The organism is Rhodococcus sp. IEGM 1307 (genome assembly GCF_030056915.1).
GTDB classification, from domain to species: Bacteria; Actinomycetota; Actinomycetes; order Mycobacteriales; family Mycobacteriaceae; genus Rhodococcus_F; species Rhodococcus_F opacus_D.
In genome coordinates this window covers 131607-144324 of record NZ_JASHKW010000009.1, presented here as the reverse complement: position 1 = coordinate 144324, position 12718 = coordinate 131607, and the positions used below count along the sequence as shown (strand labels likewise).

Sequence of the window (12718 nt, the reverse complement as noted above, 5' to 3'; positions counted from 1 at the left end):
GTCAGCCTCCGGCGTTCTGAAGGACGCTGCAGGCCCCACATGCCGCGCAGCCCGCTTTCTGGTCGGCGCCGCGCATGCCGCCCGCCTGCAGTTCCTTCGCCACCCGCGAGGTGACGTCGGCGAGCAGGGCAGGCGACGGCGCCTGCGCCCCGTCCTCGACCGCCAGCGTGCCGGCGAGCGGCCGGAACGGGACGACGAACGGGTAGACGCCCATGTCGATCAATTCGGCTGCGCCCGCGACCAATTCGTCGGGGTCTTCACCCAATCCGACCAGCAGATAGGTCGACACCTGATTCCGTCCGAAGACCCGTACCGCCTCCCGCCACGCCGCCCGGTACTCGTCCAGCGGCACCGTCGCCTTGCCCGGCATCCAGCGCCGCCGAACCTCCTCGTCCAGGGACTCCACGTGGATGCCGATGGAATCGGCCCCCGCGTTCCGGAGATCCGTGATGGTCCCGAGATCGCCGGGCGGTTCGCACTGCACCTGGATGGCGAGATCCGGGGCCGCCGCCTTGACGGCCGCGACGCATCGCGCCAGGTGACGGGACCCGCGATCCTTGGCCGCGGACGTGCCGGTGGTCATGATCATCTGTGTGACGCCGTCGAGACGGACGGCGGCTTCGGCGACCTCGGCGAGTTGTTCGGGCTTCTTCACCGCGATGGTCGAGCCGGACTGCAGTGATGCCTCGATCGAGCAGAACCGGCACCGCTGCTGCGGGTCGTACCGAATGCAGGTCTGGACCACGGTGGTGGCGAGGACGTTCGTCCCGTGCAGCCGGGCGATCTTCTCGTAGGAGATGCCGTCGGCAGTGTCCAGGTCGTAGAACCGGGGCCGGCGCACCGGCTCGATCTCCACCCCCATGTCGGTGCCGTTCATCAGCAGGCGGTTTCCGCTGACTTCGTACGGGCTGTCGGACCGGATGGGGATGGCGCCGCCGATCCCGCCGATCAGTACGTGACCGTCATCGCTGGGGCCGGCGCCGGAGGTTCGGGTGACCGGGACGTTCAGTGACCGAATCCCACGTACTGCTACGTCAACTCGTGTCGAGAGATCGCTCATCGTTCACACCTCAGACCATGTAGGTGGAGTTGATGATGGCGCCCTTGCGGGAGTAGTGAATGATGGCGTCCTGCACATCGAGGGGATGTGCGGGCACGACGCCCTCGATCAGGTCCTCTTCCCTGCCGCCGTGCAGCGCGAGACCGAAGCGGCACGCGAAGACGGTTCCACCTTCGGAGATGAACGTCGCGAGCGCGTCGTTGATGTTCTGCTCGCCGGGGAACCCGTTGTCGCCGGTGGTCGGAAAGCCACGTGTCGCAAGGCAGTTGAGCGCTCCGGGACCGTAGAAGTAGATCGCGGACTCGAAACCCTTGCGCAGTGCGCGGGTTGCCTGCAGGACGGCGACGAAGCTGACGGAGGATTCGTGCGCGATGCCGTGCACCAGCGTGAAGTAGGACTCGCCGTCCTCGGCCTTGTAGTCCGGGAAGATTTTCGTCGACCCGTAGATGTTGCTGCCCTTGGGCAGTGCCGGGTGGGGAATCTCGCCGAGCGACTTCTGGATGTTCGCGGCGATGGTGTTCTCGATGTCGGTCACAGGGGACTCCTGGTCGGTCGTGGGGCGGAGGCGCCCGAAGGGCCTGAACGCGCTGATGAGATGCTGTGGGTGACGGCCCGGGCGTAGACTTCGATGTCTGTTCGCTCTGCGTGGGGAGAGTGCGTTGCGCACTCCGTCGACCTGAAACAAGTACACGGTTCGGCGATTTCCGAATGGTCACGCGCGGAACAAGCTCAGGTTTCGTAACCCTCACCGCGGCCCGAATCCGGAAATCCGGTCGTAACACCAACCGGGTGACTCTGCGCACCCGCCGGTCGCAAAGGTAAAGAGTCCTTTACTATGGGTGTTTCATATCCCGAATACAGAGAGAGCCATGACCAGCGCTTCGCGCCCCCGAAGACCCAGCCCGCCCCAGAGTGATCACCGCAGTCCCGGATGCAGGGCGCGGGTGAACGCATGGTGACCGTCCTGAGCATCGGCTTCGGCGTCGTCGTCGTATTACTGATCACCGCCCTGACCGGCTACTTCGTCGCCCAGGAATTCGCGTACATGTCGGTCGACCGCTCGCGGCTCAAAGCCCGGGCCGAGGCGGGAGACTCGGGCGCCGCCCGCGCCCTCGGCGTCACTCGCCGCACCTCGTTCATGCTCTCCGGCGCCCAGCTGGGCATCACCGTCACCGGCCTGCTCGTCGGTTACGTCGCCGAACCCCTGATCGGACGCGGCCTCGGTGAGCTCCTCGGCGGCGTCGGCATCCCGACCGCGGTCGGGATCGGTGTCGGCGCCGTCCTCGCCGTCCTGTTCTCCACCTTCGTCCAGATGCTCTTCGGGGAGCTCTTCCCGAAGAACCTGGCGATCGCCCGGCCGGAACCGGTGGCGCGTTGGCTCGCGCTGTCGACGACGATCTACCTGAAACTGTTCGGCTGGTTGATCTGGCTGTTCGACCAGTCGTCGAACCTGCTGCTGCGCGCGCTGCGGATCGAGCCGGTCCACGACGTCGAACACTCGGCCACGGTGCGGGACCTCGAACACATCGTCGCCGAATCCCGCGACGCCGGTGAGCTGCCGCGGGAACTCTCGACCCTGCTCGACCGGATCCTCGACTTTCCCACCCGCACCGCCGGGCACGCGATGATTCCCCGCGCCCACGTCGACACCGTCCGGGCCCACGATTCCCTGAGCAGTGTTCGCGAGAAGATGGGCGCGGGCCACACCCGATACCCCGTGGTCGGAAGTTCGTCCGACGATCTGCGCGGCGTCATCCACCTCCACGACCTGCTCGGCGAGCAGGCCGACGGTCCGGCCGCGTCCCGGGCCCGTCCGGCCGTCGTCGTGCCGTCGTCGCTGCCTCTGCCAGACGTGCTGGAACAGCTGACGGCGGCCCGGGACGAAATGGCCCTCGTCGTCGACGAGTACGGCGGATTCGCCGGCGTCATCACGATCGAGGACCTCGCGGAGGAACTCGTCGGTGAGATCGCCGACGAGCACGATCCCGACGGTGACGCGTCCGTGACGGGCTCGGAGTCCGAAGGCTGGACGATGCCCGGCGATCTGCACATCGACGAGGTGGAGCGCATCCTCGGACACGACCTGCCGCCCGGTGACTTCGAGACGCTCGCGGGTGCCGTCATCACCGAGTTCGGCGGTCTCCCCGTCGTCGGTGACGTCGTCGCGATCCGATTGAATCCGGATCCGGCCGACCTGATCAATGACGCCGACCCGCCCGTCCGCAGCCTCGACGCCGAGGTGCGGGCAGTCGACAAGCACGTCCCGTCCTCGCTGTTCGTGAGGCTCCGCGTCCTGGAGAGTGACTCGACCGATGAGTAATCCATGGGTCATCGCGCTCGTCACCGTCGGGTTGATCGCGGCCAGCGCGTTCTTCGTGGCGATCGAATTCGCGTTGATCGCCGCCCGCCGCCACCGGCTCGAGGACGCCGCCCCCACCAGCAGGGCCGCCCGCGCGGCTCTGCGCAGCGCCTCCGAGTTGTCCATGCTGCTGGCCGGATCCCAGCTGGGCATCACCGTCTGCACCCTCGCGCTCGGCGCCGTCACGAAGCCGGCCGTGCATCACTGGCTCACCCCGGCCTTCGCAGGTTGGGGTGCCCCGCTGTGGCTGGCGGACGTGCTCGGATTCATCCTCGCTCTGATCATCGTCACGTTCCTGCATCTCGTCGTCGGTGAGATGGCACCGAAGTCGTGGGCGATCGCGCACCCGGAGAAGTCGGCGACCCTGCTGGCGATCCCGATGCGCGGGTTCATGTGGGCCACCCGCCCGCTGTTGCTGGTGCTGAACCGGATGGCCAACCGGTGTCTGCGGAAGTTCGGCGTGGAACCGGTCGACCAGGTGGGGGCCGGGCAGGATCCCGACGCGCTGCGGCACCTCGTCGAGCACTCGGCGACCGTCGGCACGCTCGACGAGCGGTACCACGGTCAACTGACCAGCGCCCTGGAACTCCAATCGCTCGCCGTGCGAGACATGGTGCGGCCGAACACCGCCCCCAGCAGCGTCGCCCCGGACGCGTCTGCGGCTGCGATCAGGGCGGTCGCGGATCGAAGCGGCCACCTCCGACTGCTCGTGCGCGATGAGGACGGGATCAAGGGGGTGGTGCACGTTCGTGACAGCCTGCGGACCGGCGACGCAGCCACGGCCGCCGACCTCATGCGCCCGGTGCTGACCCTCGAAGCGGACGCCGCCGTGTACGACGCACTGCGCACCATGCGCGAGACTCGCAGCCACCTTGCGATCGTCACCCACAGCGAGCAACTGATCGGTGTCGTCACCCTGACCGACGTCCTCGCGCGTCTGCGCCCCGCGGCCGGGGTGGGCCACGGAAGCGGTACCCTCGCGGGGTGAATTCACGGTTGGATGTGGTCGCGCGGGTGCGCGGCTCCGTCGTGGGTTCACTGTCCGGCGCGGTCAGCATCGCCGCGCACGGCATCGGTGGAGGCGGAATGCCCCCGAGCGATGGCTCGGTGGTGCTGCTCCTCGCGGCGTGCGCCGCGGTCGGGGCGTCGGTCGCCGCTGTCCGGGTGGCCACCCGGGAATGGCTGTTCGTGTTGTCGGTGCTCGCTGCGGGTCAGCTGATCGGCCACACCACGCTGGCCTTGGCCGCCGATCATTCCCATGGGCTGGGGCTTTCCACCCCGATGATCGCCGCGCACCTCGCCGCGATCGCGGTGGCCGCTGTACTGGTCCGGTCCGCCGAACGCGCCTGCCTCAGGGCATTGGCCGCGTTGTCGCGGATCGTTCTCGCCGTCCTGGCCCCGCTGCAGGTCGATACCGGCACCTGGACCGCGACCCCGGTCTACCGCGCGAAGCTGTCGTTGTGGCTGCTGGTCGCCGCGGGGGCCGGCACCCGCGGACCACCCGCTCTCGTCTAGTCGAATCCTTTCTCACCGCCTTCCCGGCGCACACCAGACGTGTGGTCGCCGGTCCGGCGTGTTCTCACACGGCACCAGCGGACCCCCGGCGGGTCCCGGTGCGGTCCCTTCCTGAGTCGGCGCATCCCTGACCTCGAGTTGCCCAGCGCACCCCCGGACGTGCGCGGCCTCGACGGCGCTGGGTGCTCGTCTCACCCGATTCGAAGCGAGATCGTCATGTCCATCCCTGACCTCGAACGCGACACACCGGTCGCGTCCTCCCCGGCGTCGAAGGTCTCCCCGCCGCCACGCGGTTTCCGGCCACTGATCCTGCGCCTGCACTTCTATGCGGGGATCCTGGTGGCCCCGTTCCTGGTGATCGCCGCCGTCAGCGGCGGCCTCTACGCTCTCGCGCCGTCGGTCGAGCAGCTGGTCTACCGCGACTACCTGCACGTCGATTCGACCGGCCCGGACCTGCCGATGTCCGAACAGGTGCGGGCCGCGCAGCAGGTTCGCCCGGACCTCACTGTCGCCGCCGTGCGCCCGGCGACCGAAGCGGGTGACACGACGCAGGTGATGTTCACCGATCCCACCCTGGGCGAGTCCGAGCGCCGCGCGGTCTTCGTCGATCCCGTCACCGCGGAGTCGGTGGGCGAGCTCGTCGTCTACGGCAGCAGCGGGGCGCTGCCGATGCGCACCTGGATCTCGCAGTTGCACCGGCACCTGCACCTGGGCGAGCCCGGCCGCCTCTACAGCGAGCTCGCCGCGTCGTGGCTGTGGGTCATCGCGCTCGGTGGCGTGTACCTGTGGGTGCAGCGCTACCGCACCACCCGCGCCCGCAACGCGGACGCCGCCAGGCTGTGGACGCTCGACCGGTCGAGCCGCGGACGCAACCGCACCCTCAGCTGGCACGGGGTGGTCGGCATCTGGATCGCAGTCGGCCTGGTGTTCCTCTCGGTCACGGGCCTGACCTGGTCGCGGTACGCGGGCGAGAACGTCGGCGAACTCCGCTCCGCACTGAGCTGGACCACCCCCAAGATCGACAAGAAGCTGGACTCGGCGCCCGCTGCCGGCGCTGCCGCATCGGGCGGTCACGACGGGCACGGCGCCGGGCACACCCCCGCGTCGGATCCGGGAACCCTCGACCGCAACGTGGGCGAACTCGACACCGTCCTCGAGGTGGCGCGGCGGGGCGGTGTCACCGGTGCCGTCGAGGCGACCGTTCCCGCCGACGCGGGCACCGCGTTCACCGTCACCCAGACCCGCGAATCGTGGCAGTTCTCGACCGACGCGATCGCGGTCGACGGGGCGACGGGCGCGGTGACGGACGTGTCGCGATTCGGTGACTGGCCGCTCGCGGCGAAGCTGACGTCCTGGGGGATCGCCCTGCACATGGGGTTGCTGTTCGGCCTGCTCAACCAGCTGGTCCTGGCCGTCCTCGCGGTGGCGTTGCTCGCCGTGATCGTCCGCGGCTACCTCCTGTGGTGGCGCCGCAGGCCCACCCGCGGCACCACCCGGGCGGTGGGCAGGCCGCCGGTGCGGGGCACCTGGCGGCGAATCCACCCGGCCGCGGCGGTGGCCGGGGCCGCCTGCGTCGTCCTCGTCGGCTGGTTCGTTCCGCTGCTCGGCGTCAGCCTCCTCGCGTTCCTGCTCGTCGACGTCGCGGTCGGCGCCCTCGCCCGCACCCGGGCAGGGTGAGTGACCGGGGCACCCGTGCAGCCGCGGCGGTTACGGCTTGGGAACCGGGTGCCCCTCCGAGGCCTGGACGACGACGATGCCGCTTCCGGTGAGGCACAGCTGATATGCCTCACCGGAACCGCGGCCGATCGCGGCGCCCATCTTCGCGGTCTTGCGGATCGTCGAGTGCAGGCCGGTCGACCACAGCACCGCACTCTGCATGTCGACGTACGTGGGGGTGTCCACGTTCAGGACGACGGGAGTGCCGTAGATGGTGACGGCGAGGACACCGCGGCCGGTGAACGTGGTGTTGAACAGTCCGCCGCTGAGCATCGACGCCCCCTCGACGCGGTTGATGTCCCAGCTGAGGGAGCTGTCGAACGCGAGGACGTTGGAACCGCTGACGGTCACCGACTCGTCCTCGAGTTCGAGCAGGAAGATCTCGTCGGCGTCGCGGGCGAGGAACACGTCGCCGCTGCCGGAGACCTTCATCAGCGACATGCCCTCACCGGTGAATGCCTTTTTGAAGAACTTCCCGACACCGCCGCTGCCCTGGTAGGCGAAGTCGACGTCGCCCTGGTAGGCGACCATCGATCCCTGCCGGGCAAAGAAGTGACCGCTGGTTCCGGCCAAGTCCACCTTGAGCATTCGGGGATTCTGTAGCACGAAGGTGCCCGGGTCACCACTGCGTTCCGCGTTCTTCATCAGGTCGCTGCGCATGACGGAATCCTATCCGTCCCGTCAACGAACCCATTCCGGTCCGGGCCCGTTGTCTTCTTCGAAGATCAGCCACGTCTTGGTCGACTGCACACCCTCGAGGCTCTGCAACCGTTCGAGGACGACATGACGCAGTGCGCTGTTGTCCGGTGCGCGCACCAGGACGAGAACGTCGAAATCGCCGCCCAACAGCGAGAAGTGCTCGACGAAGGGCAGTGTCCGGAGCTGGGTGGAGATCCCCCGCCACGAGTCCTGCCGAATGGAGAGGGCGATGAACGCGGACGAGCCGAGTCCCGCCTTGGAGTGCGAGATCCGGGTGGTGAAGCCTTCGATGATCCCCGCCTCCTGCAACCGCTCGATTCGGACGTAGGCGTGCGCGCGGGAGATGTGCGCCTTCTCCGCCAGCGCCCGCATCGAGATGCGGCTGTCGGCGACCAGTTCCTTGATGATGCGCCGGTCGATGGCGTCGAGTTCATACGTGTCCGCTGTGCCGCCGGCCATCTGTCCATCCCTACTGTGGTCGCTCACACTCCGGTGAGACATTCTGCCCTCAATGAGCCGATTCTAGACCGTTTGTCTCTGATTCCGCCTTGTCGTTGTCGATAGGTCGTTCAGTTGCGAGCATTGACGAACACAATGCATCTGGAGGTAGACGTGACGCTCGTAGAGCCGCCCCTGGCGACGCCGTATCGGAAGTTCCTTCCCGCCGAGTGCGCGGTGCAGTATCTGGACGCGGCCGGTGAGCTGACCGAAAGCGAGGCCCGGTATCCGAGGCCGAGCGACGATCGTCTGATCGAGATGTACCGGAACATGGTGCTGGGCAGGCGCTTCGATCAGCAGGCGACGGCTCTGACCAAGCAGGGCCGGCTGGCCGTGTACCCGTCGTCGCGTGGTCAGGAGGCCTGCCAGATCGCGGCGGCGATGAGCCTGCAACCCGGCGACTGGATGTTCCCCACGTACCGCGACTCGGTCGCGCTCGCCGCCCGCGGCATCGATCCGGTCGAGATCCTCAGCATGCTCGCCGGCAACTGGCACTGCGGCTACGACCCCGCCGCCCACCGCAGCGCCCCGCAGTGCACCCCGCTGGCCACCCAGCTCCTGCACGCGACGGGTGTGGCCTACGGCGAACACCGCAAGGGAAACGACACGATCGCCCTGGCGTTCTGCGGCGACGGCGCGACCAGTGAGGGCGACTTCCACGAGGCCCTCAACTTCGCCGCCGTGTTCAAGGCGCCGGTCGTGTTTCTGGTGCAGAACAACGGATTCGCGATCAGTGTGCCGCTCGCCCGGCAGAGCGCGGCGCCCACGTTGGCGCACAAGGGGGTCGGCTATGGAATCGGCTCCGAGCAGGTGGACGGCAACGACCCGGTCGCCATGCTCGCCGTGATGGACGAGGCCGCGAACTTCGTCCGCGCCGGCAACGGTCCCGTCATCGTCGAAGCCCACACCTACCGGATCGATGCGCACACCAACGCCGACGACGCCACCCGCTACCGCGACTCGGCCGAGGTGGAACAGTGGCTCGGCCGCGACCCGCTGGCCCGGCTGGAGAAGTACCTGCGCGGGAAGGGCCTGCTCGACAACGCATCGTCTGAGGCCCTCACCGCGGACTCCGAGGCCGCCGCATCCGCGCTGCGTGCCGGCATGAACGTCGACCGGCCCACCGACCCGATGGACCTGTTCCGGTACGTCTTCGCCGAACAGACCCCGCAACTTCGAGAGCAGCAAGCGCAGGCGGAAGCCGAACTGGCCGCCGAGTCCGAGGAGAACTGACACCATGCCCGTGCTCACCATGGCCCAGGCCCTGAACACCGCACTGCGCGACGCCCTCACCGCCGACGAGAACGTCGTCGTCTTCGGCGAGGACGTCGGCGCCCTCGGCGGCGTCTTCCGCGTCACCGACGGCCTGACCCGAGACTTCGGTGCCGACCGGTGCTTCGACACCCCGCTCGCTGAATCCGGCATCATCGGCTTCGCGATCGGCATGGCGATGTCCGGGTTCAAGCCGGTCGTCGAAATGCAGTTCGACGCGTTCGCCTACCCGGCGTTCGAGCAGATCGTCTCCCACGTCGCGAAGATCCGGAACCGCACCAAGGGTGCGCTGTCCGTGCCGATCGTCATCCGGATCCCGTTCGCGGGCGGCATCGGCGGGGTCGAGCACCACTGCGACTCCAGCGAGGGCTACTACGCCCACACCCCCGGGCTGAAGGTCGTGGCCCCGTCCACCGTCGAGGACGCCTACACCCTGCTGCGCGAGGCGATCGACGACCCGGACCCGGTGATCTTCCTCGAACCGAAACGTCTGTACTTCTCCCGCGCCGACGTCGACCTCGCGGTCGGCGCACCGATCGGACAGGCCGCCGTCCGGCGTCCCGGCCGGGACGCGACCATCGTCGCGTACGGGCCGTCGGTGACCGTCGCGCTCGAGTCTGCCGAAGCGGCCGCGGCGGAGGGGCACGACATCGAGGTGATCGACCTGCGGTCGATCGTGCCGTTCGACGACGAGACCGTCATGGCGTCGGTCCGGAAGACCGGCCGCTGCATCGTCATTCAGGAGGCGCAGGGGTTCGCCGGTGTCGGCGCCGAGATCGCCGCCCGCGTCCAGGAACGCTGCTTCCACCACCTGCACGCGCCGGTGCTGCGGGTCAGCGGATTCGACATCCCCTACCCGGCACCGAAACTCGAACGCCTCCACCTGCCGAGCGTCGACCGTGTCCTCGACAGCGTCGACCGGTTGCAGTGGAACGACTCCGTCGACACCCGCTGGGCGGTGACCGCATGAACAACCAGGTCTTCCTGCTCCCCGACCTCGGCGAGGGACTCACCGAGGCCGACATCGCCGAATGGAAAGTCCGGGTCGGCGACACCGTCACCATCGACCAGGTGGTCGTCGAGGTCGAAACCGCGAAAGCCGCGGTCGAGGTGCCGATTCCCTTCGAGGGCACGGTGATCTCCCTGCACGGCGACGAAGGCTCGACGCTGAAGGTGGGCACCCCGCTCATCACCGTCAGCGGAACCCCCGCCGCACACGAGCAGTACCGCGAAGAAGAAAAAGCCGGCTCGGGCAACGTCCTGATCGGGTACGGCACCAGCGAGGACATGCGACGGCGTCGCCGACGGGTCGGCGTGACACGCGAGGTCACACGACCGGAACCGAACCGTACCGGTGTTGCGCCACGGGTCATCTCGCCGGTCGTCCGCAACCTCGCGCGGCAGAACGATCTCGACCTGTCGCGGCTGCCCGGGAGCGGTCCCGGCGGTGTGATCAACCGCGCCGACGTCGAGAAGGCACTCGCCGCCACACCCGAGACAGCCGACGCGCAGCGGATTCCGATCAAGGGCCTGCGGAAAGCGGTCGCCGACAAGCTGTCGACGAGCCGACGCGAAATCCCGGACGCGACAACCTGGGTCGACGTGGACGCCACCGACCTCCTCGCCGCCCGCCGGGCAATCAACGCCACTCTCGACGCCGACGCCGGCGTGAGCCTGATGGCCCTGCTCGCGCGTCTGGCCCTCGCGGCGCTGAAGCAGTACCCGGAACTGAACTCGACCGTCGACACCGAACGCAACGAGATCGTCCGATACGGACACGTCCACCTCGGCATCGCGGCGCAGACACCGCGCGGCCTGGTCGTCCCGGTGATCGGAAAGGCCGACTCGCTCACCACCGTCGAACTGGCCCGGCAACTGCGGGACACGACGGCGCTGGCCCGTGAGGGGACGCTCCCGCCGGCACGACTGACCGGTGGCACGTTCACCCTCAACAACTACGGCGTCTTCGGTGTGGACGGCTCGACCCCGATCATCAACCATCCCGAGGCCGCGATCCTCGGCGTCGGCCGCATTATCGACAAACCGTGGGTGGTGAACGGGCAGTTGGCCGTTCGGAAGGTCACCCAGGTGTCGCTGAGCTTCGATCACCGCGTATGCGACGGCGGTGTCGCGGGCGGGTTCCTCAGACTGTTCGCCGACTACCTCGAGAACCCGATCACCGTGCTGGGAAGGCTCTGATGACCACCACCCACAGTGACGTCCTGATCCTCGGTGGCGGTTCCGGCGGTTACGCCTGCGCCTTCCGAGCCGCGCAGCTCGGCCTGTCGGTCACACTGATCGAAGCCGACAAGATCGGCGGAACCTGCCTGCACCGGGGCTGTATCCCGACCAAAGCGCTCCTCCATTCCGCCGAGGTCGCCGACACCGCGCGGACCGGTGCCGCGTTCGGCGTGCGAACGACGTTCGACGGCATCGACATCGAGGCGGTGCACCAGTACAAGAACGACACGATCGACCGGTTGCACAGGGGACTGCAGGGCCTGGTCGCCCAGCACGAGATCAGCGTCGTGAGCGGGCACGGAAAGTATCTCGGAGACAGGACGATCGAGGTGGACGGCACCCGCTACACCGGGACGTCCGTGGTTCTCGCGACCGGCTCCTACGCCCGGACGGTGCCGTCCATCGAACTCGGTGAGCGCATCGTCAACAGCGACGACGCATTGAATCTCGGGTTCGTCCCGAAGAAGGCCATCGTTCTCGGCGGTGGCGTGATCGGCGTCGAGTTCGCCAGCGTCTGGGCCTCGTTCGGTGCGGAAGTGACTGTCGTCGAGGCGCTCCCCCGCCTGGTCGCGGCGGAGGATCCGTGGTGCTCGAAGCAACTCGAACGCGCGTTCCGCAAGCGCGGTATCGCCGCCCGCACTGGGGTGACGGTCGCGGCGGCGAAGGAAACCGCGGACGGCGTTCTCGTGGAACTCGACGGCGGCGACACCCTCGAGGCGGAGATCCTGCTGGTGGCGGTGGGGCGCGGACCGTGCACCGGTGACAGCGGGTTCGCGGAACACGGCATCACCCTGGACCGTGGGTTCGTCGTCACCGACGAGCGGCTGCGCACCCCCGTCGACGGTGTGTACGCCGTCGGCGACATCGTGGCCGGACTTCAACTGGCGCACCGCGGCTTTCAGCAGGGTGTGTTCGTTGCCGAAGAGATCGCCGGCCTCGATCCCGTTCCCGTGGCCGAGCATCTCGTTCCGCGGGTGACGTACTCGCACCCCGAGGTCGCGTCCGTCGGACTCACCGAGGATGCCGCCCGCGAACGGTACGGCGACGTCACGGCCGTCGTGTACGACCTTGCGGGCAACGGCAAGAGCCAGATCCTGAAGACGTCGGGCGGAATCAAGGTCGTCCGAGCCGGGCACACCGGCCCGGTGGTGGGTGTGCACATGGTCGGCGACCGCGTCGGCGAGCTGATCGGCGAGGCCCAGCTGACCGTCGCCTGGGAGGCCCTGCCCACCGACGTCGCACCGTTCGTCCACGCGCACCCCACCCAGAACGAAGCACTGGGCGAAGCGATGCTGGCGTTGTCGGGAAAGCCGCTGCACGCGCACGGCTGAACGCATTCGATCCGCGTCGGGGAAGAT

12 protein-coding genes are annotated in these 12718 nt (G+C 68.3%); 8 read left to right on the top strand and 4 right to left on the bottom strand.

All coding sequences use genetic code 11. The features are described 5' to 3' along the window. Nucleotide 1 precedes the first annotated feature (1 nt). Nucleotides 2-1060, bottom strand: a complete 1059-nt coding sequence (locus QM841_RS19360; protein WP_283333167.1) for an MSMEG_0568 family radical SAM protein — start codon at nucleotides 1058-1060, stop codon at nucleotides 2-4. Nucleotides 1061-1070: 10 nt separating this feature from the next. Beyond that, nucleotides 1071-1595 carry an MSMEG_0572/Sll0783 family nitrogen starvation response protein gene (locus QM841_RS19355; RefSeq protein WP_009476287.1) on the bottom strand — a complete coding sequence of 175 codons (525 nt, stop codon included), beginning with the start codon at nucleotides 1593-1595 and terminating at the stop codon, nucleotides 1071-1073. 417 nt (nucleotides 1596-2012) lie between these two features. On the opposite strand from QM841_RS19355, the gene QM841_RS19350 reads away from it, so the two are divergent. From QM841_RS19350 to QM841_RS19335, 4 genes are all read left to right on the top strand, one after another. Continuing rightward, the gene (locus tag QM841_RS19350; protein ID WP_283333166.1) at nucleotides 2013-3380 is read left to right on the top strand and encodes a hemolysin family protein; all 1368 of its coding nucleotides are present in this window, start codon (nucleotides 2013-2015) and stop codon (nucleotides 3378-3380) included. Beyond that, nucleotides 3373-4407: a CNNM domain-containing protein gene (locus QM841_RS19345; RefSeq protein WP_283333165.1), complete on the top strand. Its 1035-nt coding sequence runs from the start codon at nucleotides 3373-3375 to the stop codon at nucleotides 4405-4407. Before QM841_RS19350 ends, QM841_RS19345 begins: the two co-directional genes overlap by 8 nt. Next, nucleotides 4404-4934, top strand: coding sequence for a hypothetical protein (locus QM841_RS19340; protein ID WP_283333164.1), 531 nt, complete (start codon nucleotides 4404-4406; stop codon nucleotides 4932-4934). Before QM841_RS19345 ends, QM841_RS19340 begins: the two co-directional genes overlap by 4 nt. A 216-nt stretch (nucleotides 4935-5150) precedes the next feature. Then, entirely contained in the window at nucleotides 5151-6611 is a 1461-nt protein-coding gene (locus QM841_RS19335; protein WP_283333163.1) for a PepSY-associated TM helix domain-containing protein, read from the top strand. 30 nt (nucleotides 6612-6641) lie between these two features. Here QM841_RS19335 and QM841_RS19330 read toward each other — a convergent pair whose 3' ends face one another. Continuing rightward, nucleotides 6642-7310, bottom strand: coding sequence for an AIM24 family protein (locus QM841_RS19330; RefSeq protein ID WP_283333162.1), 669 nt, complete (start codon nucleotides 7308-7310; stop codon nucleotides 6642-6644). A gap of 21 nt (nucleotides 7311-7331) precedes the next feature. Continuing rightward, nucleotides 7332-7808: an Lrp/AsnC family transcriptional regulator gene (locus QM841_RS19325; protein WP_280779499.1), complete on the bottom strand. Its 477-nt coding sequence runs from the start codon at nucleotides 7806-7808 to the stop codon at nucleotides 7332-7334. 135 nt (nucleotides 7809-7943) lie between these two features. On the opposite strand from QM841_RS19325, the gene pdhA reads away from it, so the two are divergent. Genes pdhA through lpdA form a run of 4 tightly spaced genes read left to right on the top strand, consistent with a single transcriptional unit; the run spans nucleotide 7944 to nucleotide 12691 of the window. Then, nucleotides 7944-9080: a pyruvate dehydrogenase (acetyl-transferring) E1 component subunit alpha gene (pdhA, locus tag QM841_RS19320; protein ID WP_283333161.1), complete on the top strand. Its 1137-nt coding sequence runs from the start codon at nucleotides 7944-7946 to the stop codon at nucleotides 9078-9080. Between the two features lie 4 nt (nucleotides 9081-9084). Continuing rightward, nucleotides 9085-10089, top strand: coding sequence for an alpha-ketoacid dehydrogenase subunit beta (locus QM841_RS19315; RefSeq protein WP_283333160.1), 1005 nt, complete (start codon nucleotides 9085-9087; stop codon nucleotides 10087-10089). Next, a complete protein-coding gene (locus QM841_RS19310) occupies nucleotides 10086-11318 on the top strand; it encodes a dihydrolipoamide acetyltransferase family protein (RefSeq protein WP_283333159.1) in 1233 nt (410 codons plus the stop codon). Before QM841_RS19315 ends, QM841_RS19310 begins: the two co-directional genes overlap by 4 nt. Continuing rightward, a complete protein-coding gene (lpdA, locus tag QM841_RS19305; RefSeq protein ID WP_283333158.1) occupies nucleotides 11318-12691 on the top strand; it encodes a dihydrolipoyl dehydrogenase in 1374 nt (457 codons plus the stop codon). Before QM841_RS19310 ends, lpdA begins: the two co-directional genes overlap by 1 nt. Nucleotides 12692-12718 lie beyond the last annotated feature (27 nt).